At 72.4% G+C, this 25044-nt stretch carries 23 protein-coding genes and 1 pseudogene; 11 read left to right on the top strand and 13 right to left on the bottom strand.

Annotated features, from left to right (window positions below; genetic code table 11):
- The gene (locus tag EST92_RS15480) at nucleotides 1-642 is read right to left on the bottom strand and encodes a TetR/AcrR family transcriptional regulator C-terminal domain-containing protein (protein ID WP_129281519.1); all 642 of its coding nucleotides are present in this window, start codon (nucleotides 640-642) and stop codon (nucleotides 1-3) included.
- A gap of 154 nt (nucleotides 643-796) precedes the next feature.
- Between EST92_RS15480 and EST92_RS15475 the strand changes: the two genes are divergently transcribed.
- Together EST92_RS15475 and EST92_RS15470 are read left to right on the top strand one after the other, a co-directional pair.
- On the top strand, nucleotides 797-1435 hold the full coding sequence (locus tag EST92_RS15475; protein WP_129281518.1) for a TetR/AcrR family transcriptional regulator: 639 nt from the start codon (nucleotides 797-799) through the stop codon (nucleotides 1433-1435).
- 135 nt (nucleotides 1436-1570) lie between these two features.
- Nucleotides 1571-1930 (top strand): DUF6463 family protein, encoded by a 360-nt coding sequence (locus tag EST92_RS15470; RefSeq protein WP_129281517.1) that lies wholly within the window; start codon nucleotides 1571-1573, stop codon nucleotides 1928-1930.
- 135 nt (nucleotides 1931-2065) lie between these two features.
- Here EST92_RS15470 and EST92_RS15465 read toward each other — a convergent pair whose 3' ends face one another.
- A complete protein-coding gene (locus EST92_RS15465; protein ID WP_129251056.1) occupies nucleotides 2066-2527 on the bottom strand; it encodes a MaoC family dehydratase in 462 nt (153 codons plus the stop codon).
- Between the two features lie 242 nt (nucleotides 2528-2769).
- On the opposite strand from EST92_RS15465, the gene soxR reads away from it, so the two are divergent.
- Nucleotides 2770-3345: a redox-sensitive transcriptional activator SoxR gene (gene soxR, locus EST92_RS15460; protein ID WP_129281516.1), complete on the top strand. Its 576-nt coding sequence runs from the start codon at nucleotides 2770-2772 to the stop codon at nucleotides 3343-3345.
- Nucleotides 3346-3393: 48 nt separating this feature from the next.
- On the opposite strand, the gene EST92_RS15455 is transcribed toward soxR, so the two are convergent.
- From EST92_RS15455 to EST92_RS15445, 3 genes are all read right to left on the bottom strand, one after another.
- Nucleotides 3394-4833, bottom strand: a complete 1440-nt coding sequence (locus tag EST92_RS15455) for an amidase (RefSeq protein WP_129281515.1) — start codon at nucleotides 4831-4833, stop codon at nucleotides 3394-3396.
- A gap of 200 nt (nucleotides 4834-5033) precedes the next feature.
- Complete coding sequence (locus tag EST92_RS15450; protein ID WP_129281514.1) at nucleotides 5034-5783, bottom strand: 3-keto-5-aminohexanoate cleavage protein; 750 nt, start codon at nucleotides 5781-5783, stop codon at nucleotides 5034-5036.
- Between the two features lie 81 nt (nucleotides 5784-5864).
- A complete protein-coding gene (locus EST92_RS15445; RefSeq protein WP_129251052.1) occupies nucleotides 5865-6479 on the bottom strand; it encodes a hypothetical protein in 615 nt (204 codons plus the stop codon).
- 373 nt (nucleotides 6480-6852) lie between these two features.
- Here EST92_RS15445 and EST92_RS15440 point away from each other — a divergent pair, with 373 nt between their 5' ends.
- The 4 genes from EST92_RS15440 to lspA all read left to right on the top strand — a co-directional run bounded on the left by EST92_RS15440 (nucleotide 6853) and on the right by lspA (nucleotide 11781).
- The gene (locus EST92_RS15440) at nucleotides 6853-9672 is read left to right on the top strand and encodes a penicillin acylase family protein (RefSeq protein WP_129281513.1); all 2820 of its coding nucleotides are present in this window, start codon (nucleotides 6853-6855) and stop codon (nucleotides 9670-9672) included.
- A 303-nt stretch (nucleotides 9673-9975) separates the two neighbouring features.
- Nucleotides 9976-10710: a LysR family transcriptional regulator gene (locus EST92_RS15435; RefSeq protein WP_254068827.1), complete on the top strand. Its 735-nt coding sequence runs from the start codon at nucleotides 9976-9978 to the stop codon at nucleotides 10708-10710.
- A 122-nt stretch (nucleotides 10711-10832) separates the two neighbouring features.
- The gene (locus EST92_RS32195; RefSeq protein ID WP_254068826.1) at nucleotides 10833-11060 is read left to right on the top strand and encodes a hypothetical protein; all 228 of its coding nucleotides are present in this window, start codon (nucleotides 10833-10835) and stop codon (nucleotides 11058-11060) included.
- A gap of 190 nt (nucleotides 11061-11250) precedes the next feature.
- Nucleotides 11251-11781, top strand: coding sequence for a signal peptidase II (lspA, locus tag EST92_RS15430; protein ID WP_254068828.1), 531 nt, complete (start codon nucleotides 11251-11253; stop codon nucleotides 11779-11781).
- Between the two features lie 104 nt (nucleotides 11782-11885).
- Here lspA and EST92_RS15425 read toward each other — a convergent pair whose 3' ends face one another.
- Nucleotides 11886-13160 (bottom strand): DUF1343 domain-containing protein, encoded by a 1275-nt coding sequence (locus EST92_RS15425; protein ID WP_129281511.1) that lies wholly within the window; start codon nucleotides 13158-13160, stop codon nucleotides 11886-11888.
- A 220-nt stretch (nucleotides 13161-13380) separates the two neighbouring features.
- Between EST92_RS15425 and EST92_RS15420 the strand changes: the two genes are divergently transcribed.
- The 3 genes and pseudogenes from EST92_RS15420 to EST92_RS15410 all read left to right on the top strand — a co-directional run.
- Nucleotides 13381-14151: an SDR family oxidoreductase gene (locus EST92_RS15420; protein ID WP_129281510.1), complete on the top strand. Its 771-nt coding sequence runs from the start codon at nucleotides 13381-13383 to the stop codon at nucleotides 14149-14151.
- A gap of 130 nt (nucleotides 14152-14281) precedes the next feature.
- The gene (locus EST92_RS15415; RefSeq protein WP_129281509.1) at nucleotides 14282-15943 is read left to right on the top strand and encodes an AMP-binding protein; all 1662 of its coding nucleotides are present in this window, start codon (nucleotides 14282-14284) and stop codon (nucleotides 15941-15943) included.
- Nucleotides 15944-15970: 27 nt separating this feature from the next.
- A pseudogene (locus EST92_RS15410) lies at nucleotides 15971-16573 on the top strand (TetR/AcrR family transcriptional regulator); the annotation flags it as partial.
- Nucleotides 16574-16583: 10 nt separating this feature from the next.
- Here EST92_RS15410 and EST92_RS15405 read toward each other — a convergent pair.
- The 7 genes from EST92_RS15405 to EST92_RS15375 form a co-directional block, all read right to left on the bottom strand.
- Entirely contained in the window at nucleotides 16584-17834 is a 1251-nt protein-coding gene (locus EST92_RS15405) for an acyl-CoA dehydrogenase family protein (RefSeq protein ID WP_129281508.1), read from the bottom strand.
- Between the two features lie 7 nt (nucleotides 17835-17841).
- Entirely contained in the window at nucleotides 17842-18894 is a 1053-nt protein-coding gene (locus EST92_RS15400) for a phosphotransferase family protein (RefSeq protein WP_129281507.1), read from the bottom strand.
- 168 nt (nucleotides 18895-19062) lie between these two features.
- Nucleotides 19063-20121 (bottom strand): MBL fold metallo-hydrolase, encoded by a 1059-nt coding sequence (locus EST92_RS15395; RefSeq protein ID WP_129281506.1) that lies wholly within the window; start codon nucleotides 20119-20121, stop codon nucleotides 19063-19065.
- Between the two features lie 145 nt (nucleotides 20122-20266).
- Nucleotides 20267-20626 (bottom strand): DUF202 domain-containing protein, encoded by a 360-nt coding sequence (locus EST92_RS15390; RefSeq protein WP_129281505.1) that lies wholly within the window; start codon nucleotides 20624-20626, stop codon nucleotides 20267-20269.
- Nucleotides 20627-20629: 3 nt separating this feature from the next.
- A complete protein-coding gene (locus EST92_RS15385) occupies nucleotides 20630-21040 on the bottom strand; it encodes a DUF202 domain-containing protein (protein WP_129281504.1) in 411 nt (136 codons plus the stop codon).
- 43 nt (nucleotides 21041-21083) lie between these two features.
- Nucleotides 21084-21617 (bottom strand): NUDIX domain-containing protein, encoded by a 534-nt coding sequence (locus tag EST92_RS15380; RefSeq protein WP_129281503.1) that lies wholly within the window; start codon nucleotides 21615-21617, stop codon nucleotides 21084-21086.
- A 299-nt stretch (nucleotides 21618-21916) separates the two neighbouring features.
- Complete coding sequence (locus EST92_RS15375) at nucleotides 21917-22810, bottom strand: DMT family transporter (protein WP_129281502.1); 894 nt, start codon at nucleotides 22808-22810, stop codon at nucleotides 21917-21919.
- Between the two features lie 209 nt (nucleotides 22811-23019).
- Between EST92_RS15375 and EST92_RS15370 the strand changes: the two genes are divergently transcribed.
- Complete coding sequence (locus tag EST92_RS15370) at nucleotides 23020-24675, top strand: FAD-binding dehydrogenase (protein ID WP_129281501.1); 1656 nt, start codon at nucleotides 23020-23022, stop codon at nucleotides 24673-24675.
- Nucleotides 24676-25044: the final 369 nt, after the last annotated feature.

Genomic DNA, 25044 nt, shown 5'->3' with positions numbered 1-25044 from the left:
TCATCCCTTGGTGGACCGCGCAGGGAATTGCAGCGCCAATCCGTCCACCAGTGCTTGCAGCCCGGTCTCGAACGCGCCCTCGTCCACCTGCCGTTGATGCTCCGCCAGCAGATGGGCCTGGCCCAGATGCGGATAGTCGGCGGGGTCGTAGGCGCTCGGGTCGTCGACGAAACCGCGGGCGAACGAGCCCAGCGCGGAGCCGGCGACGAAGTAGCGGACCATCGCACAGACCCGGGTGGCCTGGGCGGGCGGCCAGCCCGCCTCGACCATGCCGCCGAATGCCGCGTCGGCCATCTTCAGCCCGGCGGGGCGGCGGCCGGGCCCCTGGGCGAGGAACGGCACGATGTGCGGATGGGCGGCGAGCGCCGCGCGGTAGGAGCGGGCCCAGCCGAGCAGCCCGGCGCGCCAGTCCCCGCCCGTCTCCAGCGCCGACACATCGACCTCGGCGATGATCGTGTCGGCCACCGCGTCGAGGATCTCGTCCTTGGTCGTGAAGTGGTGGTAGAGGGACGGCCCGCTCACCCCCAGCTCCGCCGCCAGCCGCCGGGTGGAGAGCGCCGCCAGCCCCTCGGAGTCGACGAGCGCCAGCGCGGCGGAGACGATGCGCTCGCGGCTCAGCAGGGGCTTGCGGGGTCGGGCCATGACGCACATGGTAGAGGCCGTCCGGTGAAAACTAGCAGTGCTCAGCAACCGCCCCGCCTGCACCCGCCGGACCCTAAGCGCTTGCTCAGCGGCGCGATATGGTGTTCGATCCGTCAGTGGAGGGTCCCTGGTGGATCGAGGAGCGGGGAGCGCGATGGGTGCGGCGGCAGAACGGGCCGAAGAGGAGAACGAGGAATGGGCCGGGGTGACCCCGGACGCCGCGCGACGGCTGGTCGGTGCCGCCGTCGAGGCCTTCGCGGAGCGCGGCTACCACGCGACCACCACCCGTGACATCGCCGGCCGGGCCGGTATGAGCCCGGCCGCGCTCTACATCCACTACAAGACGAAGGAAGAGCTGCTCTACCGGATCAGCGGCATCGGCCACGAAAAGGCGCTGCGCATCATGGGCGCCGCCGCCGAGGCCGGGGGCAGCGCCACCGAGCGGCTGCGCGACGCCGTGCGCACCTTCGCCCGCTGGCACGCCGAGCACCACACCACCGCCCGGGTCATCCAGTACGAGCTCCAGGCGCTGAGCCCCGAGCACTACACCGAGATCACCGGTCTGCGCCGCAAGACCGACCGGCTGCTGCGGCAGATCATCCAGGACGGCGCGGACAGCGGGGAGTTCCGGGCCGACGACGTCCCGGGTACCACCCTCGCGGTGCTGTCGCTGTGCGTGGACGTCGCCCGCTGGTTCACGGCCGACGGCCCGCGCACGCCGGACGAGGTCGGCACCCTCTACGCCGATCTCGTCCTGCGGATGGTGGGGGCGCCGGACCGGGGCAGCCATTAGAGGCTTTCGTTCGGGTCGGTGAGCGGAGTTCTCCTCCACGGCCCCACCCAGCGCGATCACTTGCTCTCTGCCGACGCGGCTCTGCGGGTCGGGCCACCGTCCGGGTGCGCCCAGGGGTGCTCGTACGATATGGCCATGAAGCGACGTTCAGCCGGATTCTGGCTCCAGGTTGTCGGCATCGGTCACGGTGCCATCGGTGCGGTGGTCTACCGCGATGTGTTCGCCGACATGGCGCACGGAAGCCTCGTCAACTCCGTGCCCGGCCGGGGCGATCGCGCCGCCGCCTTCTGGTTCATGGCCGCCGCGCCCGCCCTGTGGATGGGCGGCCGATTGCTGCGGTCCGCGGAGGAGCACCAGGACATCCCCGCCCAGCGCGCGGCGGGCGCCGTGCTGACCGCCGTCGGTGTGACAGGCACCGCGGCCATGCCGAAGAGCGGCTTTCCTGCTCTGGTGGGCATCGGCGGCCTTCTGCTGCGCAGGTCACTACGCGGGTGAGCCAATTCGCCCGATCATCGGGCGGACCGGAGAAGGAGGCCCGCGAGGTGGAGGAGTGGGTGGCGCGGCCGGCCGGGGCGCCGCCCCGGAACCGGCCCGTCGGGGCCTGGTCCGGGGCGCGGGGCGCCGGCCGGTCTACAGGTAGAAGCGGCTGACCGTTTCCGCGACGCACACGGGCTTGTCGCCGCCCTCGCGTTCGACGGTCACGACCGTGGTGAGCTGGACGCCGCCGGACACCTCGGCCACCTCCGCGATCCGGCCCGTGGCGCGCAGCCGGGAGCCGACCGGGACGGTCGCGGGGAAGCGCACTTTGTTGCTGCCGTAGTTGATGCCCATCGTCACGTTCTCGACCCGCATCAGCTGCGGGACGAGGGCGGGCAGCAGCGACAGCGTCAGATAGCCGTGCGCGATGGTGGTGCCGAAGGGGCCGGCCGCCGCCTTCTCCGGGTCCACATGGATCCACTGGTGATCGCCGGTGGCGTCCGCGAACAGGTCGATCCGCTTCTGGTCGATCTCCAGCCAGTCGCTGGTGCCCAGGTCCTCACCGACCGCGGCCCGCAGTTCGTCGAGCGATCCGAACACTCGGGGCTGTGCCATCTCCGTCTGCCTCCTCGGGATCCATCCGCCGCCGACGACCGGCCGGCACATACTAAGCGCTTGCTCAGCATGCGGAGTACGGGCACCCGCTGTCAACGCCTGGGGATCACCGGACATGTCCCGGGCCGTGTCCGCCACGTCCCGGGACCGGCCCACCCAGCGGCCGGACCAGGGGCTTCGACGAGGAGCTTTGGTGAGGGGCTCTGACGAGGGGTTTTACGGACACGGCCTAGGCTGGAACCGTGCCCCAGCTTCCGTACCAGGTTCATGAGCTCTCCGTCGGCCAGCTCTCCGCGCGGAGCGGCGCCGCGGTCTCCGCGCTGCACTTCTACGAGTCCAAGGGGCTGATCAGCAGTACCCGGACGGCGGGCAACCAGCGCCGCTACTCCCGTGACGCGCTGCGCCGGGTGGCGTTCGTGCGGGCGGCGCAGCGGGTCGGGATTCCGCTCGCGGTGATCCGTGACGCACTGGCGGAGCTGCCCGACGAGCGCACCCCCAACCGCGCCGACTGGGCCCGGCTCTCCGAGGGCTGGCGTTCCGAGCTGGACGAGCGGATCACCCAACTCGTGGAACTGCGCGACCGGTTGACCGACTGCATCGGCTGCGGCTGTCTCTCGCTGGAGACCTGCGCGCTGTCCAATCCGTACGACAACCTCGGAGAGCAGGGGCCCGGCGCGCGCCGGCTGCGGGTCGACCGGAGCGCCCAGGACCCGGAGGGGGCACAGCGGCGCGCCGGCGATCCGCAGGGCGGGGGCGGGCGGCCGAGCGGAACGCCGGGTGGCCGGGGCGCGCCGGGATGCTGTCCGGACGAGCGGTGAGCGGGTGTGCGTCCGCCCCGGCGCGGGGCGGACGCACACTCCCGGGTGTCACCACATGGCCGGCTTGCGGCCCGCCCAGGGGCGGGCCTGTTCCAGCTGGGCGGAGAGCGCGATCAAGGTGGCCTCGTCGCCGTACCGGCCGGCCAGCATCACCCCGATCGGCAGGCCCTCGGCATTCCACTGGAGCGGGACGCTCACCGCGGGCTGGCCGGTGGCGTTGTAGATCGCGGTGAACGGGGTGAAGGCACCGATGGCGGCGAACTCGGCCTGTGGATCGGCGTCGTTGCGCAGTGCGCCGACCGCTGCCGGAGGCGCGGCCACGGTCGGCGAGAGGATCACGTCATAGCCGCCCGGCGGCATCAGCCCGTCCGCGAGGGACTGGGCGAGCATCCGGAAGGCATACAGCGAGCGGGCGAATTCCGTGCCGGAGACCTCGCCGCCGCGGGCCCGCAGATGGCGGGTGAGCGGCATCAGCAGCTCCTCGCCCCCCGGCGGCACCGGGCGGCTCGCGGCCAGCACCGACCAGACGCGGGTGAAGGCGAGGAGGATGCTGTCGTCGGCCGGCAGCGACAACTCCTCGACCTCATGGCCGAGTCCGGACAGCAGCGAGGCGGTGTCGGTGGCGGCGGTGCGGCAGTCGGCGTGGACCTCGACACCGGGGACGGGCGGCTCGATGAGGCAGGCGATCCGTAGCCGTCCCGGGTCGCGGCGGGCGTGCGCGGCGAAGGTCTCGCCCGGCGGCAGCGACGGCGCCGCGAACGGGTCGCCGGGCATGGGGCCCGCCAGGACGTCCAGCAGAGTGGCCGCGTCGGCGACCGTACGAGCCAGCGGGCCCGACGTGGCCAGGCCGGAGACGTCGTGCAGCAGGGGGCCGCCGCTGATCCGGCCCCGGCTGGGCTTGATGCCGAACAGCCCGCAGACGGACGCCGGAATGCGGATCGAGCCGCCGCCGTCGCTGGCATGCGCGAGCGGCGCCAGTCCGCCGGCCACGGCCGCGGCGGCGCCGCCGCTGGAGCCGCCCGCCGAGCGCGCCGGGTCCCAGGGGGTACGGGCGGGCGGCGCGAGGTCGTTCTCGGTGTAGCAGGGCAGTCCGAATTCGGGGGTGTTGGTCTTGCCGAGCAGGATCGTGCCGCCCGTCCGCAGCTTGGTGACCACATGGTCGTCGAGCACCGGCACATTGTCGGCCAGCGCCCGGGAACCCATCGTGCAGCGCACCCCGGCGACCTGGTTGAGGTCCTTCACCGGGACGGGGACGCCGTACAGCGGGGGGAGTTCGCGGCCCTCGCGGCGGGCCGCGGCGGCCTCGCTCTCCGCCTCCGAGGCCTGCTTGCGGGCGATCTCCGGGGTACGGGTGAGGAACGCACCGAGTGTGTCGTCGAGCCGCTCGATCCGCGTCAGATAGTGCTCGGTGAGCTCCACGGGGGAGATGTCACCGGACCGGATTCCCTCGGCCTGTTCGAGCGCGGTCAGATCGTGCAGTTCGGCCATGGAGGTCCACCTTCTCCTGGGGTACCTCCCATGCCCTTGAGGCATGGGGGAGGGGTCCGTGCGGCCTGGTGCCGTACGGGCAGGGCCGGTGCCCGCCGGGCGCGATGCCGGTGCGGGTGGTCAGCCCGTGCACAGTTGTTTCAGTTTCCGGGTCGGCGCGTAAAGGCCGGATATGAACCGGTGGATCAGGAACGGGTGGTTCAGGAACCGATGGTTCGTGCGCCGTGGGGAGGGCGGCCGCTCAGCGCGGTGGCCGCGGCGCATATCAGCTCGGCGTTGTCGCGGGCCGGTCGGCCGTCGGGCAGCAGGAGGGTGTCCTCCAGGCCGATCCGGGTGTCCAGGCCCAGCTCACCGGCCAGCCGCAGCACTGGCCAGGCCCCGTCGTCCATCCCATGGAGCAGCACCGGGCGGCCGGGCGCGGCGCCGGCCAACGCGGCCAGCAGTTCGCGCGCGGCGTCCGGGGGATGACCGACGTCGGTGCCGATCACTTCGGCCAGCACCCGCAGCACCTTGGGCGCGAGCGGGGAGCGGGCGAACAGCCCGGCGGCGGCGGTGCCCGCCCAGATGCCGGCCTCGATGCCGACGCCGCGCTCCATCAGGGCCGCGGCAAGCGCATCGGCACCCGGCTCGTGCCAGTTCACCGACGCGTGATCGGGCAGCACCGTCCAGGATCTGATCCGCGCCGGCCGGCGCTCGGGATCCGGCTCGGCCCAGGCGCCGGTCGTCACCCCGACCGGGACGTCCACCACCGCCCGGATCGCCTCCAGGGCGGCGGCCACCACCCGCGGGGCGAGCGAATCCTGGCCGCACGGGGTCTTCGGATGGACATGGACATCCTCGGCGCCGGCCGCCACCGCCTGCCGTGCGGCAGTGGCGAGGGCGGCCGGTGACATCGGTACGGCTCCGGAATCGGCCGCGGTCCGGGGGCCGTTGAGACAGACCTGAAGCATGCCCTCATGATGGCAGCAGGGTCTGACAACTCCCGGGCCCGGCCCTTCCCGCTGTGTCCGGTGCGGCTTCGCCCGGCCTGGTCAGGCCGCCGCGAACGCCCCCGGGCCGCGGACCCGGTCCGCGGTCATCAGCACCTCGGGCGTGAGCACGGACACCGGCGCGAGCACCCCGCACTCCCGGCAGGCCGGCCCGGACGCCGGGTGGTTCATGGACTCGGGGAGCCAGGTGAAGCGGGTGCCGCCGCACACCGGGCAGTCGCGGCGCGGGCGTCCCGCCTCCATCGCCACGATCATGTTGCGGAGCACCACCGCGAGGCGTGCCGCGGGGTGCCGTTGCGGAGACTGGCACGGCACGATGTCGCAGCCTCCCCAGGTACGCCGGTGCCACTCGTCGAGGGCGCCGGGCTGCCGGATACCGTCGTGCTTTTCCTTGCGCCGCCGGGCGGCGAACTCTTCCTCGTACGCGAGCCAGAGAGTACGGGCCTCCTCAAGCTCCGCCAGCGCGGCCACCAGCCGCTCCGGATCGGGATCGCGGTCCTGGGTCGCGATACCGGCCCGGGTGCACAGATGGTGCCAGGTCGCCCGATGCCCGTAAGGGGCGAAGCGTTCAAGGCACTTGCGCAGCGCGGTGCGTCGCTGGGTCGCGACGAGACGTGGATTGCGGACCTGCTCTGCGAGGGCTCTGAAACCGGCCATTCTTCCCACCTCCGTGGGGAGGATCCGACTGGACGTTGATGAGACGTAGCCTGCCCCCACTTGGATCCATCGAACTTTTTTGCGGTTGGGTGGGGTGGGGTGTGGGGTGCTGACCGGTGGACCACGGCGCCGGCCGGTGGGGTGTGGGGCCCCGGCCGGGAGTGGGGTCAGGGATGCGGGTCGGGATGCGGGTCGGGGTACGGGGCCGAGCCAAACCCGGGGACGCGGTGGTGGTCGTCGTCGGCCCGAAGTCCCGGGAGAAGGCAAAAAGTTGACTGTTGTTCATCTTCCGGGCTGGGGTAACCGCCGGTAACGTCGCGCCCACCTTCCCCCAAGGTCTCGAAGAGCCGGGGACCCCCATCGAGGAGCAGGAATGCGACGACGTACCGGAAGGCTCAGGACCGCCGCCGCGGCGGCCCTGTTCGCCTTGGGTGCCACGTTCTTGGCACCGCCCCCCACCGCGGCCGCGGCCGTGCACGACGCCGACGACTACTGCCAGGGTCAGTGCGCCGACATCCTGCCGCCCGGCGCCACCGGCAACGCCACCTTGGTGGAGATCCTCGGCAACAAGCTGTTCGGTACCCACCCCGAGCACTCCACCGACCAACTCGCCCCGTACGGTGCGCTGGCGAGCGGTTATCAGTCGCTCACCGACGACACCCTCACCCAGTTCTTCAACGACGCCTCGTTCGGCGTCCCCCAGGACCAGGTCGGCAAGGTCACCACACCCCGCGCCGACGTCACCATCACCCGGGACAAGAAGACCGGTGTCCCCCACATCAAGGGCACCACCCGCTACGGCACCGAATACGGCGCCGGCTACGCCGCGGGCCAGGACCGGCTCTGGCTGATGGACCTCTTCCGCCACATCGGCCGCGGCGAGCTGACCTCCTTCGCGGGTGGCGCGCTCGCCAACCAGGGCCTGGAGCAGCAGTTCTGGCCGCAGGCGCCGTACACCGAGGAGGATCTGCAACAGCAGGTCGACTACATCAAGGACCACAACGGCGAGCGCGGCAAGCTGGCCATGCAGGACGCCCAGGCCTATGTCGACGGCATCAACGCCTACCGCGAACAGTCCAAGAACGGCCGTTACTTCCCCGGTGAGTACGTCCTCACCGGCCATGTCGACGCGATCACCAACGCCGGGGAGATCCAGCCCTTCAAGCTCACCGACCTGATAGCCCTGGCCTCCGTCGTCGGCGGGCTGTTCGGCAACGGCGGTGGCGGCGAGGTCCCCTCGGCCCTCGCGCTGCTCTCCGCCCAGCAGAAGTACGGCGTCGAGAAGGGCACCGCCGTCTGGGAGTCCTTCCGGGAGCGCAACGACCCCGAGGCCGCCAAGACCCTGCACGACGGGAGCAGCTTCCCGTACGCGGTCAAGCCGGCCAAGGCCAAGGGCACCGTGCTGCCCGACCGCGGCTCGGTCAGCGCCGAGCCGCTGGTCTTCGACCGCACCGGCGCGGCCACCGTCAAGAGCGGCACCCCGCCGCGGGACCCGGTCAAGGCCCCGAAGAAGTACAAGAAGCTGGAAGGCCTCTTCAAGGACGGGGTGCTGCCCAAGGGGAGCTTCGACCCCACGCAGCACCGCGGGATGTCCAACGCCCTGCTGGTCTCCGGCAAGCACACCGCGAGCGGCCACCCCGTGGCCGTCTTCGGCCCGCAGACCGGCTACTTCGCGCCCCAGCTGCTGATGCTCCAGGAGATCCAGGGGCCCGGCATCAGCGCCCGCGGCGCCTCCTTCGCGGGTGTGGGGATGTACGTCCAGCTCGGCCGCGGGCAGGACTACGCCTGGAGCGCCACCTCCGCCGGCCAGGACATCACCGACACCTACGCCGTCGAGCTGTGCAACGCGGACGGCTCCGCGCCCACCAAGGACTCCACCTCCTACCGCTACCACGGCGGCTGCGTCCCCATGGAGAAGCTGGAGCGGACCAACTCCTGGAAGCCCACCGTCGCCGATCCGACCGCGGCCGGCTCCTACCGGATGCAGGTCTTCCGGACGAAGTACGGGATCGTCACGCACCGCGCCACCGTCGACGGCAAGCCCGTCGCCTACACCGCGCAGCGCTCCACCTACCGCCACGAGGCCGACTCGATCATCGGCTTCCAGATGTTCAACGACCCGTCCTACGTCACCGACGCCGCCTCCTTCCAGAAGGCCGCCGGGCACATCGGCTACGCCTTCAACTGGTTCTACGCCGACTCCCGGGACATCGCGTACTACAACAGCGGCCTCAATCCGGTCCGCAACCCCGACGTCGATCCGTCGCTGCCCGTCAAGGCGGACGACGCCTACGAGTGGAAGGGCTACGACCCCGCCACCAACACCACCGACTACACCCCGCCGGCCCAGCACCCGCAGTCCGTCGACCAGGACTACTACATCTCCTGGAACAACAAGCAGGCCAAGGACTACGACTCGGCGGGCTTCGGCAACGGCTCGGTGCACCGCGGCAATCTGCTGGACGACCGGGTGCGCGCCCTGACCAAGGAGGGCGGGGTGACCCGGGCGTCGCTGACCCGCGCCATGTCCCAGGCCGCGGTCACCGATCTGCGCGGCGAGGACGTGCTCCCCGAACTCCTGCGGGTCCTCAACAGCAAGCCTGTCACCGACCCGGCGCTGAAGACCGCGGTGCAGCAGCTGGAGGCCTGGCGCAAGGACGGCGCCCAGCGACGGGAGACCGCCGCGGGCTCGCACTCCTACGCCCACCCCGACGCGGTGCGGCTGATGGACGCCTGGTGGCCGCTGATGATCGAGGCGGTCTTCAAGCCCCGGCTGGGCGGCGACCTCTACGACGCGCTGCGGGCCAACCTCGGCATCGACGAATCGCCGTCGGCCGGCCACGGTCCGACCGGGGGGCACGCCGGTTCGGCCTTCCAGTACGGCTGGTGGAGCTATGCGGACAAGGACCTGCGGGCGGTGCTCGGCGACACGGTGCAGGGCCGGCTCGCGGAGCCGTACTGCGGCGGCGGTGACCTGTCCGCCTGCCGTGACACCCTGCTGGCCACCCTCCAGCAGGCGACCGGGAAGACCGCCGAGCAGGTCTACCCCGGCGACGGCAGCTGCAAGGCCGGCGACCAGTGGTGCGCGGACGCGATCATCCACCGTGCGGTCGGCGGACTGACCCACGACACCATCAGCTGGCAGAACCGGCCGACCTACCAGCAGGTCGTGGAATTCCCCGCACACCGGTAGCGGGATGCAGGGATGTAGGGATGCCGGCCGGTCCCGCGGACCGGATACGGCGGCAGGCCCCGGGCGCGCGCCCGGGGCCGGTGCCCGTCCGGGGCCGGTCCGGCGGGCGGTGCCGCGCATCATCCCGCGCCGGCGCGTCCGGCGAACCGCAGATTTACTTGACCATTCGACGGTTACCGAGAACGCATCCCGCATTTTCCGGAAGAAACCCCCCCGTGATCCCGGCGGTGACCGGGGCGGTTTTCCCCTGGGGTTATGCTGCACCGTCCTGAATTCCGGGGATGGGAAGGCGAGTAGGGGCGCATGGCTTTGTCAGTTCCGCGGCAGTACCCGACGGAGTTGCTGGACACCACCATGGACCAGCTGCGCACGCTGATCGTCGTCCACGAGGCGGGCACCGCGCTGGGTGCCGCGCGCCGGCTGGGCCGGGAACAGTCCAGTGTGCAAAAGCAGCTGGACACCATGAACCGCACCTTCTCCGGGCTGTGCGGCGAGGAGTTGGTCCTCAAGCAGGGGCGCGGCAAGGACGCCCTGTTCACCGCGACCGGCGAGGCGCTGGTGGAGCTGGCGCGGCGCACTCTGGGGGAGTGGTCGGACGGGGTGCGCGACGCCCGCCGCCGGCTGGGCAGGACGCTGTCCGTCGGCACCACCCGCTATACGCTCGGCTTTCTGCTGGACGCGGTGGAACGCGTCACCGGGGAATTCGGGCGCGACGATGTCGAGCTGAAAGTGACTCATGTCCGCACCGGCGACCTCTTCGCCAAATTGCGCTCCAAGGAGCTCGATCTGGTCTGCGGCAGCGTGGTCGTCACCGAGGGCGAAGAAGCGGAATTGTTTGGTCCGTACGAGGTCATGGAATGGCGGCGCAGCGGGCTTTCCCTGCTGACGAACCTGCCGCCGGAGACGCTCCCCGGGACCTCCTTCGACGCCCGTGAACTGCCCGGGCTGCCCCTGGTCGTCCGGAGACGCTCCCCGGGACCTCCTTCGACGCCCGTGAACTGCCCGGGCTGCCCCTGGTCGTCTCGGCGCGCGGCCTGATAGACCGCTTCCTGACCTCGTGGTACGGCCCGGATTACGGGCAGAAGCTGTCCATAGCGGCCGAGATCGAGGCCGCCCACTACGGCTTCGAGCTGCTGCGGTCCGGGGTGGTGAGCGGGGCGATGCTGGTCACCCGGGGTATCGGGGAGGCAGCCGCGGACGGCCGTCTCCCGGAAGCCGGCGGACTGCGCACCCTGGAGCTGGTCGGCGAGGCGGGTCCCCGGACCGAGGTGCTGGTCGGGGTGTTCACCCGCCGCGGGGAGCGCGGCTCCTGTGCCCCCGGCCACCCCCTCAACCTCCTGTGGGACGCCCTGGCGCGGGAGAGCAGCCGGTGGTGGTTCCGGTCGTGAGGCCGCCCATCCGCCGTTGTGAGGTGCCGTCAGGAACCGGCCGTGGCGCCCGCCCGGTGGCGGACCGGGGTGCCGTACGCTCGTTCCCGACCAGGGGGGCCTGGGGCGGGACAACGTTGGGGGGACTCCCGTGACGGAAACACAGCAGACCACCGGTGCACCCGCGGACACCGCCGGGGCGCGCGGAGCGGTGGGCGGCAAACGGCTCATTCCGGTGCTCTTCGCGGTCGCCGCCCTGGCCTACCTCCTCGACCTGGGCAGCAAACTGCTCGTGGTCGCGAAGCTGGAACACCACGACGCGGTCCAGGTCATCGGGACCCTGTTGCAGCTCCGGGTCATCCGCAACCGCGGCGCCGCCTTCGGCTACGGCGAGGCGATGACCATAATCTTCAGCTTCATCGCCGCGGTCGTGATCGTCGTCATCGTGCGCCTGGCCCGCAAGCTCTACAGCGTGCGCTGGGCCCTCGCGCTCGGCCTGCTGCTGGGCGGGGCGCTGGGCAACCTCACCGACCGGCTCTTCCGCGCGCCCGGCGGATTCCAGGGCGGGGTGGTCGACTTCATCGCCCCCGCCCACTTCGCCGTCCTCAACCTCGCCGATGTGTCGATCTGCTGCGGAGGATTCCTGGTGGTGCTGCTTGCCTTCCGCGGTCTGGACCCCGACGGCACCGTCCACCGGAGCGGCGGCGGGCGCCGGCCCTCCCCGGCGCGCTCTCAGCGGTAGCGCAGAGAGCGCTCCCGCACCGTCCGGAAGCGCCGCAGCCCTTCCTGCCGGGCGGCGATCCCGTCCGGGGAGCCCGGGGCCTCAGCGGAACCGGCCCCACGCCCTCACGGATAGCGCAGATACCGCCGCCGCACCGCACGGAAGCGGGTGAGCCCCTCCTGCCAGGCGGCGACGATCTCGTCCGGCCCGGCGCCCGCGTCGATCATCGTCCGTACGGTCGCGGAGCCGGTCAGCCGGTCGATGCCGTGGTCCGGCCGCCAGGCGAAGCCCTTCCAGACGCGCTTCGCGGTCACCAGGAGGCCGATGCCGGTGCGTACCGGGTCGAACGCCTCCGGGTCGTGGACGTGCAGCTGGACGCCGCCGATCGTGGTGCCCTGGAACTTGGAGAACGTGGGGGTGAAGTACGCCTCCCTGAAGTGGACGCCGGGCAGCTCCAGTTCCGTGGCGGCCGCGGCCCACCGCCGGTCGATCCCGTCCGCGCCCAGCAGCTCGAAGGGGCGGGTGGTGCCGCGTCCCTCGGAGAGGTTGGTGCCCTCGAAGAGGCAGGTCCCGGCGTAGACGAGCGCGGTGTCGGGGGTGGGCATGTTGGGGCTCGGCGGCACCCAGGGCAGGCCGGTCGCCCCGAAGAAGTCGGTGCGCCGCCAGCCGGTCATCCGGACGGTCTCCAGCTCCACCGGGCGCCCGGCGGCCTGCGGGACGAACTCGCCGTTGAACAGCAGCGCCAGCTCCGCCACCGTCACACCGTGCGCCTGGGCGATCGGCTCCCGGCCGATGAACGAGGCGTACGCCTTGTCGAGCACCGGGCCGGTGGCCGCGCGGCCGGTGACCGGGTTCGGCCGGTCGAGCACCACGAAGCGCTTGCCGGCGAGGACCGCCGCCACCATGCAGTCGTAGAGCGTCCAGATGTAGGTGTAGAAGCGCGCGCCGACGTCCTGGATGTCGAAGACGACGGTGTCCACACCGGAGGCGGTGAAGATGCCGGCGAGTTCCCTGCCGCTCTTGTTGTACGTGTCGTAGACCGGCAGCCCGGTGGCCGGGTCGTCGTAGCGGCCCTGGGAGCCGCCGGCCTGGGCCGTGCCCCGGAAGCCGTGCTCGGGGCCGAAGACGGCGCGCAGCCGCACCCGGTCGTCGGCGTGCATCACATCGACGAGGTGCCTGAGGTCCTGGGTGACGCCGGTGGGGTTGGTGACGACGCCGACGGTGTGGCCGTCCAGGAGGCGGTAGCCGTCGGCGGCGAGCCGGTCGAAGCCGGTGTGCACCCGCCGCCGGCCGCCGTGCGCGGGCCGTGCGGCGGCCGGGCCCGCGGCCGCGGTCAGGGCAGCCCCGGTCGCTCCGGCCGCCGCCAGCCGCCCGAGCAGAACACGTCTCGACAGAGCCATCCGCGCACCTCCGTGATCAACAGCCGGTCATCCACCGGTTACGTGTCGTGTGCACGCTAACGCGCACCGGCCCGTCGCGGAACGGACCCGGCCGTGACGTCGTCGCCCGCCCCGCTGCGGAACGAAGGCTGCCGTGACGGGAACGGGCCTCTTCCGTCGAGACATACCGACTGGTTAGTCTGCCTGCAGCCGAATCGGCGCGACCGAGGGAGACACCGCAGTGGAAGCCGTACGGGACAAGGCCGTTGTCGTGACCGGGGCGGGCGGGGGGATCGGCGCCGCCCTGGCCCGCCGGTTCGCCGCCGAGGGCGCCCGGGTCGTGGTCAACGATCTGGACGAGGCCAAGGCGAAGCGGACCGCCGCGGAGATCGGGGCGCTCGCGGTCGCCGGGGACGCCTCCGGCATCGTCCCGGCCGCCCGGGCGGCGCTCGGCGGCGGCATCGACATCTTCTGCGCCAACGCCGGGGTCGGCACCGGCGGCGGGCCCGAGGCGTCCGAGGAGGACTGGACGCTGGCCTGGGACGTCAACGTCATGGCCCACGTCCGGGCCGCCCGTGCGCTGCTGCCCGAGTGGCTGGAGCGCGGCAGCGGGCGCTTCGTCTCCACGGTGTCCGCCGCGGGCCTGCTGACCATGGTCGCCGCGGCCCCCTACAGCGTCACCAAGCACGGCGCCTACGCCTTCGCCGAATGGCTCTCGCTGACCTACCGCCACCGCGGCATCGAGGTGCACGCCATCTGCCCCCAGGGCGTCCGCACCGACATGCTGGCCGCCACCGGCGCCGCCGGCGACCTGGTCCTCACGCCCACCGCCGTGGAGCCCGAGGACGTCGCCGAGGCACTGTTCGCGGCCATGGAGGAGGGCCGCTTCCTGGTCCTGCCGCACCCGGAGGTCGGCGGCTACTACGCGACCCGGGCCGCCGAGCCCGACCGCTGGCTGGCCGGGATGAACCACCTCCAGCAGAAGCTGGAGCAGGCCGAGGGCCGCTCCTGAGGGAGGCCCGAGCGCGGATACCGCCCGTAGGGACGGGGGCGCGCCGGCCGGCCCGGTGTGCCACCCCGCCACACCCCAGGTGTTCCCCCGCAGGGATGATCAGGCGATCAGGAAGAAAGGGCCGCACCCGATGACCTCCTACCAGGACAAGCCGTGGCTGGCACAGCTCACCGACGCCCAGCGCGCCCCCGTCCAGCCGCCCCCCTCGACGCTGCACGCCTTCCGGGCCGCGGTCGGTCGGGTCCCCGACCGCACGGCGCTCGCCTACTTCGACGGCCGGCTGTCGTACGCCGAGACCGATGCCCTTTCCGACGGCATCGCCGCCCATCTCGCCGGGCGCGGCTTCCGGCGCGGCGACCGGGCCGCGGTCATGCTGCAGAACACCCCGCACTTCGTGCTCGCCGTGCTCGGGGTGTGGAAGGCCGGCGGGGTGGTGGTCCCGGTCAACCCCATGTACAAGTCCGCCGAGATGCGGCACATCCTGGACGACGCCGAGGTCACCGCCGTCATCTGCGCCGACCGCACCTGGGACGGCTTTCTGCGGCTGATCGCCGACGGGGCCCCGTCCGTACGGATCGCGCTCACCGCGTGGGAGCGGGATCTGCAGACCCGTGACGACCGGCGGGTGCTGCGCGGCGCGCGGCTCGGGCCGCAGGAGGGCGCCGACGATCTGCTGACCGTCGCCCGCACCGGCGGCCCGATACGTGCGGTACCCGCCGACCCGGAGCTCACCGCCGACGACCTCGCGCTGATCAGCTACACCTCCGGCACCAGCGGCACCCCCAAGGGGGCGACCAACACCCACGGCAACATCACGTACAACGCCGAGCGGCAGCGCACCGGTCTGGGCCTGCCCGACGGCGCCACCTACTTCGCGCTCGCCCCGCTCTTCCACATCACCGGCCTGGTCTGCGAACTGGCGGCCTGCCTCGTCAACTCCGGCACCCTCGCGCTCGCCTACCGCTTCGAGGCCGGCGTCGTCCTGGACGCGTTCCTGGAGCACCGGCCCGCCTACACGGTCGGCCCCTCCACCGCCTATATGGCGCTGATGGCCCACCCCGGGGTCACCCGCGAGCACTTCGCTTCCTTCGCGACCATGTCCTCCGGCGGCGCGCCGCTGCCGCCCGCCCTCGTCGAGACGTTCCGTACCGACTTCGGCCCCTACCTCCACAACGGGTACGGCCTGACCGAGTGCACCGCCCCCTGCGCCAGCGTCCCGCCCGGCAGCCGAGCGCCGGTCGACAAGGTCTCCGGCACGCTCGCCGTCGGCGTCCCCGGTCCCGACACCGTCGTACGGATCATCGACGAGCAGGGCCGGGACCTGCCGTTCGGTGAACAGGGCGAGATCGCGGTCCGCGGCCCCCAGGTCGTCCCCGGCTACTGGCGCCGCCCGGACGCCACCGCCCAGGGCATGCCGGACGGTGAGCTGCGCACCGGCGACATCGGCTTCATGGACGCCGAGGGCTGGCTCTATGTCGTCGACCGCAAGAAGGACATGATCAACGCGGCCGGCTTCAAGGTGTGGCCGCGGGAGGTCGAGGACGTCCTCTACAGCCATCCCGCGGTGCGCGAGGCCGCGGTCGTCGGGGTGCCCGACGCCTACCGCGGCGAGTCGGTGAAGGCGTACGTCAGCCTGCGGCCCGGGTCCGCCCCGGAACCCGCCGAGCTGGCCGCGTACTGCAAGGAGCGGCTGGCGGCGTACAAATATCCCCGTGAGGTGGAGATCCTGGCCGAGCTTCCGAAGACCACGAGTGGCAAGATCCTCCGACGGGAGCTGCGCCACCGCGCATGATGAGAGCACGAAGGACAGGTGAGGGCGATGGCCGGCACGAAGGACGGCAACGGCAACGGCGGGGCGAAGCCGGTGGCCCAGCGGCTGCTGGCCACCGCCACCCGGCTCTTCGCGGAGCAGGGCTACGACCGCACCTCCGTCCAGGAGATCGTCGATGCGGCGGGCGTCACCAAGGGCGCCCTTTACCACTACTTCGGCTCCAAGGACGATCTGCTGCACGAGGTCTACGGCCGGGTGCTGCGGCTCCAGCAGGAGCGGCTGGACCACTTCGCCGGTGCCGACGCACCGGTCGAGCAGCGACTGCGGGACGCCGCCGCCGATGTCGTCGTCACCACCATCGAGAACCTCGACGACACCAAGATCTTCTTCCGCTCGATGCACCACCTCGCCCCGGAGAAGGACAAGCAGGTACGCGCCGAACGGCGGCGCTACCACGAACGGTTCCGCGCCCTGGTCGAGGAGGGCCAGCGCACCGGCGTGTTCGCCGCCGACATCCCCGCCGACCTCGTCGTGGACTACCACTTCGGCTCCGTGCACCACCTCGGCACGTGGTACCGCGAGGACGGCCCGCTCAGCCCGCAGCAGGTGGCCGACCACCTCGCGGAACTGCTGCTGCGGGCGCTGCGGCCGTGCGGCGGCCTCAGAGGTACTTCTTCAGCTCGCGGCGGGCCAGCGACCGCTGGTGCACCTCGTCCGGACCGTCCGCCAATTGGAGCGTGCGGGCCCCGGCCCACAGCTCCGCCAGCGGGAAGTCCTGGCTGACCCCGGCGGCGCCGTGCAGCTGCACCGCCTTGTCGAGAATGTCCACGACGGTGCGCGGGGTGGCGATCTTGATGGCCTGGATCTCGGTGTGTGCGCCCTTGTTGCCGACGGTGTCCATCAGCCAGGCCGTCTTCAGCACCAGCAGCCGCAGCTGCTCCACGGCCACCCGGGCGTCCGCGATCCACTCCTGGACCACGCCCTGCCGGGCCAGCGGCCGGCCGAAGGCCGTCCGGCCCACCGCCCGGCGGCACATCAGCTCGATGGCGCGCTCGGCCATCCCGATCAGCCGCATGCAGTGGTGGATCCGGCCGGGGCCGAGCCGGGCCTGGGCGATGGCGAAGCCGCCGCCCTCCTCGCCGATCAGGTTGCCGGCCGGCACCCGTACGTCGTGGAAGACCACCTCGGCATGGCCGCCGTGGTAGTGGTCCTCGTAGCCGTAGACCTGCATGGCGCGCTTCACCTCCAGGCCGGGGGTCTCGCGCGGCACCAGGATCATCGACTGCTGACGGCGGATGTCCGCGCCGTCCGGGTCGGTCTTGCCCATCACGATGAAGATCTGGCACAGCGGGTTCATCGCCCCGGAGATGTACCACTTGCGGCCGTTGATGACGTACTCTCCCCCACTCTCAACTCCGTTCGAGCGGGAGGTACCCCCATCCTCCCTGACGATCTGCGTCTCGATGTTGGTGGCGTCCGACGAGGCCACCTCCGGCTCGGTCATCGCGAACGCCGACCGGATCTCGCCGGCCAGCAGCGGCTGGAGCCACTGCTTGCGCTGCGCCTCGTTGCCGAACTGCGCCAGCACCTCCATGTTGCCGGTGTCCGGCGCCGCACAGTTCAGCGCGGTGGGCGCCAACTGTGGGCTGCGGCCGGTGATTTCGGCCAGCGGTGCGTACTGGAGATTGGTCAGCCCGGCACCGTGCTCGGCGTCGGGAAGGAACAGATTCCACAGCCCCTGCTTACGGGCCTCGGCCTTCAGCTCCTCGACGATCGCCGGGGTGTCCCACGGCGAGGCGAGCGCGGCCCGCTGCTCATGGGCGGTCTGCTCGGCCGGGTGGACGTGCTCGTCCATGAACGTCAGGAGCCGCTCGCGCAGCTCCTCGGTGCGGGCGTCGAATGCGAAGTCCATGGGTGCCTCAGCCTTCCTTGAGGGTGGTGAGTCCGTGGTCGATGAAGACGGGGACGAGTTCGCCGATCCGGTCGAACCCCGCGCCGACGGTCTGGCCGAGCGTGAAGCGGTAGTGGATGCCTTCGAGGATCACGGCGAGCTTGAACCAGGCGAACGCCGTGTACCAGGCGAGGGCCGAGGTGTCCCGCCCCGAGCGCGCGGCGTAGCGCTCGATCAGCTCCGCCGGGGTCGGGTGGCCCGGCGCGCCGCTGGTCGTGCTGACCGGGGACTCCGGCAGGCCCAGGTCCGAGCTGTACATCACCAGCAGGCCGAGGTCGGTCAGCGGGTCGCCGAGCGTGGACATCTCCCAGTCCAGCACGGCCTTGAGGGTGTCATCGGTCCCGACCAGGACGTTGTCGAGGCGGTAGTCGCCGTGTACGACGGTGGGCGCGGGGGAGGCGGGCAGCGCCCGGCCCAGCGCCTCGTGCAGCTCGTCGATCCCCGGCAGCTCGCGGTTCTTGGAGGCGCTCAACTGCTTTCCCCAGCGCCTCAGTTGGCGCTCCAGGAAGCCCTCCGGGCGACCGAAGTCGCCGAGCCCGACCGCCTCCGGGTCCACGGCGTGCAGCTCCACGAGCGTGTCGACCAGGGAGAGGACCACGGCGCGGGTGCGCTCGGGCCCGAGCGGGGCGAGCTGGGCGGCCGTGCGGTACGGCACCCCCTCCACCAGCTCCATCACGTAGAAGGGCGCCCCGATCACCGACTCGTCCTCGCACAGCAGCAGTGCCTCGGGCACCGGCACCGGGGTGTCGTGCAGCGCGCTGATGACCCGGTGCTCGCGCCGCATGTCGTGCGCGGTCGCCAGGACATGGCCCAGCGGCGGCCGGCGTACGACCCAGGAGCCGGTGCCGTCGGTGATCCGGTAGGTGAGGTTGGACCGCCCGCCCTCGATCAGCCGCGCCCGCAGCGGCCCGCCGGTCAGCCCCGGCCGCTCCCGGTCCAGATGCGCGCGCAATCGTTCCAGGTCGAGGCCGGGAGGCTGCTCCCGGCCCGGGGCCTGCGGGGGAGGGGTGCCGTTGCTCATCGTGCTCCTCCATGCGGAGTGGACGGTCCATCGGTCGCTGGGCACGATCATGCCGACTAGTCGGTATGGCGTCCAGTGGCCCGGCGTGGGGCGTCCGTCACGCAGCGGATTTTCCGCCGTCGCGCACGGCCCCGGCCTCCCGGGGCGCCCGCGGCGGGTGGGCGGAGCTCAGGCGTGACAGGCCATCGGCACCCCGCCGTTCAGCGCCGTCATCTCGCCGAACGCGGCGATCGGATCGAGCGGTGATCCCGGCGCCGCGCCCGCCAGCTCCGCGTACGCCCGGTGCAGGTTGGCCACCAGCCGTTCGCTCTCGGCCAGCTCGGCGAACGGCCCGAGATCCGCCTCGCGGGCCACCTCCAGCGGCGTACGGCCGGCCGCCCGGCCCTCCTGCGCCAGCCGGCCGACGAACCGCAGATAGCGCTCGATGCCGTCGTACACCTCGGGGCCGGTCACCGGCCCGTGCCCGGGGACGACGGTGACCGCGTCCAGGGAGCGCAGCAGCTCCAGCGCGCGCAGCGAGCCGGTCAGCGAACCCATCAGGACGAACGGGGTACCGCCGTGGAAGACCAGGTCACCGGCGAAGACGATGCGCTGCCGGGGCAGCCAGACGAGGGTGTCGCCCGTGGTGTGGGCCACGCCGGGATGGATCAGCCGTACCTCGATACCGCCGGTGTGCACGGTCAGTTCGTCGGTGTAGGTGACCTCCGGGGCCGTCAGCCGGATGTCGCCGTACGCCACCTGCGGCCACACCGCATGGAGTTGATGCCCGGCGGCCAGCAGCTCACGGCGGCAGGAGGCGTGCCCGACGACCGTCGCCTCCGGTGCGAAGACGGCGTTGCCGTAGGTGTGGTCGCCGTGGTGATGGGTGTTGACCAGCGTGCGGGGTGCCGGCGCGCCGCTCCCGTCGATCCGCCGGCGCAACAGACGGGCCCGGCGCTCGGTGGCGGCGGTGTCCACGACCAGGGTGTCGTCCCCGTCGGTGACGAAGCCCGCGTTGTTCAGGCACCAGCCGCCGTCCGGCTGGATGAACGCATGGACCCCGGCGGCCAGTTCGGTGAGATACGGCTCGGGAACGGCGGACCCGGCGGCGGGCGGTGCCGCCGGGCCCGGCCCGGCGGTGTCCGGCTCAGCGGCGTCCCGCCCGGCGGTGTCCGGTCCGGTGCTCCGTACCGGGGCCGGGTCCGCGGCGTGCCGCGCCGGTGTGGGTGGTGCCGTCTCGTCGCACATGGGGTGTCTCCCGTCGTCCGATGACCGTCCGATGCCCCGCCAGCCCCGCGGCCCGGGCCGGGGGCCGGGCACATCCCGGTGCCGCGGGGGTCGCGTCACGCTACCGCCGCCAGGGTCTGTCCGGTGGATCAGGGCCCGGTCGTCCTCACCCCGGCCGCACCAGGATCACCCCGCCGCACAGCGCCGGCGCGAGGGTGCAGCCGACCAGCAGCAGGGCGGTCCGCGGCGGCAGGGCCGGCGGGCGGCCGGTGGTCATCGCCTGCATCCGGCGGTGCGCAAGCGCCACGAAGGCGAGCCAGAACAGCCCCATCAGCACCACCAAGACCACCTCCACCGCCCCCGGCGCCCGGCTGCCCAGTAGTTGGCGGCCGGCCAGCACGGCCATCGCGGTCGCCGACAGCGTCGTACGCCGCCACGCAAGCCTGGTCCGCTCCGGCTGCAGCCCGGGGTCCCGGTCGGGAGCCGGCCGCGGCGCCCCCGCGTCCGGCCGCGTTCCGCCCGCCACCGGTCAGCCGGTCCGGCCGAGCAGCACCAGCACGACCACCGCCACCGCCAGCACGCCGACGGCCAGCGCCAGCGCCGTGGGGAAGCGGGTGACCGGCAGGTCCTCGCCGCGCCGCATCGCCCGCTCGCAGCGCACCCAGTGATTGACCGCACGCAGCGCACACAGCGCCCCGCCGGCCAGCAGCACCACGGTGAACGTCACCCGCATCCCCGGGTGCAGCCGGGGCAGGAACTGGTCCACCGCGAACCCGCCGCCGATCAGCGCCAGCCCGGTGCGCAGCCAGGCGAGGAAGGTGCGCTCGTTGGCGAGCGAGAAGCGGTAGTCGGGGGTGGTGCCCTCCGCGCGGATCCGCCCGGGCGCGAACCACAGCCGTACGGCCGCGCCGGCCGACCGCAGCCCGTCAGTGAGGATCATGGCCGAAACCCTAGCGGCCGCCCCGTCCCGTTCCCCGGCCGCATCAGAGGTCCCCCGCCTCCCGCCGGGCGAGCAGCTCCCGGTAGGCGGCCAGGCCGTCCGGCGTCCACGGCCGGACGTCGAGCTGCCGGCCGAGCTCCTCCTCGGTCAGGAAGGCGTACCAGTCGATCTCCGACTCCTGCGGGGCGACCGGCAACGTGCAACGCACCTGGTAGACCGCCGACCACCAGGTGTGCTCGGCCGTCTCGTAGAGGAACTTGAACAGCGGCTCGGGCCGGGCCAGGCCCTGGACGCCGAGTTCCTCCTCCGCCTCGCGCAGGGCCGCCTCGTCATAGCTCTCGCCGGCGCCGACCACCCCGCCCACGAACATGTCGTAATGCGCGGGGAACACCAGCTTCTGCGGTGTGCGGCGGTGCACGAAGATCCGGTCCTCGGCGTCCCGGACCAGGATGAAGGAGCAGCGGGTGCGCATTCTGCGGGCGTAGGCCGCGCCGCGTGGGGCCTGCCCCACGACCTGATCGTTCTCGTCCACGACATCGAGGATCTCGTCCGCGTTGAGCGGTTGCTGATCGGTCATGAGGCCATGCAATCACCAGGAGCGGGGACCGCACCCCGCGGGGCGCCGGTCCCGCCGCGCCGGGCCCGGGCCCCGGGGCACGGCACGAGGAGGGCCCGGACGGCGCAGCGCGCGCGGGGCCGGACGGGTCACGGCGTGCACGGGACGTCCCGGGCGAGGGGGGCGGGGCAGTGCGCTCCGGAAGGAAGAAGAGCCCCCAGGCCGCCGGCCTCGGCGCGGCTTGCAGCCGAACCCCCGGCCTCGACGCGGCTTGCAGCCGAACCCCCGGCCTCGGGCGCGGCTCCAGCCGCCCCCCGGCCTCAGCGCGGCTCCAGCTCCCGGACGTCCTCCCGCCGGCCGGCCCCCGGCGGCATCGCCGGATGGCTGCCGATCAGCACGATGCCCGCGACGACGGCCACGATCCCGGCCACCTCCCAGGCCAGCGCCCCGGCCGTCACCTGGAGCCGGTCGCCGAGAAATCCCACCCCGCAGGCGATCCCGGCGAGCGGCTGGGCGGCGGTCAGCGCGGGCAGCGAGAGCCGCAGCGGCGCCGACTCGAAGGCGCTCTGCACCAGCACCAGCGCCAGCACCCCGAGCACGACGATGGCGTACGGCTGCCAGCTGGTCAGCAGGGCGCCCCAACCGCCGCGCCCGAAGTGCTCCCCGCTGATCCGGGTCAGCGCGTCCTGGAGCCCGTAGAGGAGCCCGGCGGCGACGCCCAGCAGGGCGGCCTCCAGGCTCACATGCACCCGTTCCCGCTTGGCGACCGCCGCCAGCACCAGGGCGGTGCCCAGCACTATTCCCATGATCAGCCATTGCCAGGTCTGGTCGGCGCTGGTGCGCCCGCCCTGCGGACGGCCGGCCACGATGAAGGCCGTCACCCCGCCGGCCAGCAGCCACAGCCCCGCCCAGCCGCTGCGGCCGAGCCGCTGCCGGGTCAGCCGCCGGGACAGCGCCATGGCGAACAGCAGATTGGTCGCCAGCAGCGGCTCCACGAGAGTGATGTCGCCCATCCCCAGCGCGACCGCGCCGAGCGCCATCCCCGCCACCATCAGCCCGATACCGGCCACCCACAGCGGCATCCGCACCAGATCGAGCAGCAGACGGACCGAGAGGAAGTCCTTCATCGGGGCGTGCTGCGCCGCGGCCTGCTGAAACACGAAGCCGAGTCCCAGACAGCACGCCGCTCCAAGGGCGAGCAGTATCACCGTCACGTCGCACCTCGTATCGCGCGGGGTGGGGGATTCCGCCTGAGGATAGTCATCCGGCGTCGGGCGTGGGGTGGCCCTCGTCACCCACCATTCTCCCGCGCGCCCTGCCATACCGCGCAGTAACCCTGTGGTTGACGCGGCAGTCGGGTGCGCTGAGGATCGTTCCACCACGGCGGCCGGGGCGACGGGCGTGCCCCGTTGAGGAGAAGCAGATGGCGTACGACGCTGATGTGATCGTGATCGGAGCGGGGCTCGCGGGCCTGGCGGCCACCGCGGAACTGGTGGACGCCGGACGCAAGGTGATCCTGCTCGACCAGGAGCCCGAGCAGTCCCTGGGCGGGCAGGCCCACTGGTCCTTCGGCGGCCTCTTCCTGGTGAATTCCCCCGAACAGCGCCGGCTGCGGATCCGCGACACCCAGGAACTGGCCTGGCAGGACTGGCTGGGCACCGCCGGGTTCGACCGGCCCGAGGACCACTGGCCGCGCAAATGGGCCGAGGCCTATGTCGACTTCGCCGCCGGTGAGAAGCGCTCCTGGCTGCACCGGCAGGGCGTACGGCTCTTTCCCGTCGTCGGCTGGGCCGAGCGTGGCGGCTACGGCGCGACGGGGCACGGCAACTCCGTTCCCCGCTTCCACATCACCTGGGGGACCGGGCCGGGGCTGCTCGCCCCGTTCCTGCGGCGGGTGCGGGCCGGGGCCGCCCGCGGCCTGGTCGAGTTGCGCTTCCGCCACCGGGTGACCGGACTCTCGCGCAGTGCCGGGGGCGTGGACACGGTCAGCGGTGAGGTCCTGGAGCCCTCGGACGTCGTGCGCGGCCGGCCCAGCAGTCGTGAGGTGGTCGGCGCCTTCGAGCTCAGGGCCCAGGCCGTGATCGTCACCTCGGGCGGCATCGGCGGCAACCACGGGCTGGTGCGCGCCAACTGGCCCGAGCGGCTCGGCAAGCCCCCGCGGCGGATGCTCTCCGGGGTGCCGGCGCATGTGGACGGCAGGATGCTGGGCATCGCCGAGGCGGCCGGCGGCCGGCTCATCAACCGTGACCGGATGTGGCACTACACCGAGGGCATCGAGAACTGGAACTCCATCTGGCCGCTGCACGGCATCCGGATCCTGTCCGGCCCGTCCCCGCTGTGGCTGGACGCCCGCGGCCGGCGGCTGCCGGTGCCGCTGTTCCCCGGCTTCGACACCCTCGGCACCCTTGAGCACATCATGTCGACCGGCCACGACCACACCTGGTTCGTGCTCACCCAGAAGATCATCGAGAAGGAGTTCACCCTCTCCGGCTCCGAGCAGAACCCCGATCTGACCGGAAAGAGCATCCGCGAGGTGCTGGGCCGGGCCCGGTCCGGCGCGCCCGGCCCGGTGCGGGCGTTCATGGACCGCGGTGCGGACTTCGTCGTCGAGCGGTCGCTGACCGATCTGGTCCGGCGGATGAACGAACTGACCGTGGAGCCGCTGCTCACGGAGGAGGCGGTGCGCGGCGAGATCGTGGCGCGGGACCGCGAGCTCGCCCACCCCTTCACCAAGGACCTCCAGGTGACCGCGGTGCGCGGCACCCGCAAATACCTCGGCGACCGGCTGATCCGCACCGCCGCGCCGCACCGGCTGCTCGACCCCAAGGCCGGCCCGCTGATCGCGGTACGGCTGCACATCCTCACCCGTAAGACGCTCGGCGGGCTGGAGACCGACCTCTCGTCGCGGGTGCTGACCGACGACGGCACGCCGCTGCCGGGGGTGTACGCGGCGGGTGAGGCGGCCGGTTTTGGAGGGGGCGGGGTGCACGGGTACCGCTCGCTGGAGGGCACCTTCCTCGGCGGCTGTCTCTTCTCCTGGCGGACGGCGGGGCGGGCGGCGGCCCGGGAGGTGTCCTGAGCGGGCGGGGCGGTGTGCCGAGCGGTCCCGGGCAGGTCCGGGGGAGGGGCGCCCGGCACCCGGTCCGGGTGGCCCGCGCGCCCAATACCGTGATACGCAAGCGGGGTTGGCGGATCCAGCCATTCCCCTTCCCGTCTTGACGCGGAGCTCTGCGTACCGCTTTGCTGTCCGTGATGACTGGTGCGGACCACGTCATCACCCTCTGTAGAGGCGCGCGCAGATCCGGCCCCACCCGCCGAGGACGGCTCGGTACGGCGAACGGCCGGAGCGGCGCGTCATGGAGCCCACTGACCCGTGATGTCGATCACCCCCTCCCCACCGTCCGCCCGGAGAAGAGACAGCCGCCGAGGAAGGTGCCCTCCAGCGAGC

The sequence above is a fragment of the Streptomyces sp. TM32 genome (genome assembly GCF_004122755.1).
GTDB lineage: Bacteria > Actinomycetota > Actinomycetes > Streptomycetales > Streptomycetaceae > Streptomyces > Streptomyces sioyaensis.
The sequence above is the reverse complement of the archived record's forward strand: the minus strand, read 5'-3'. Positions and strand labels throughout refer to the sequence as shown.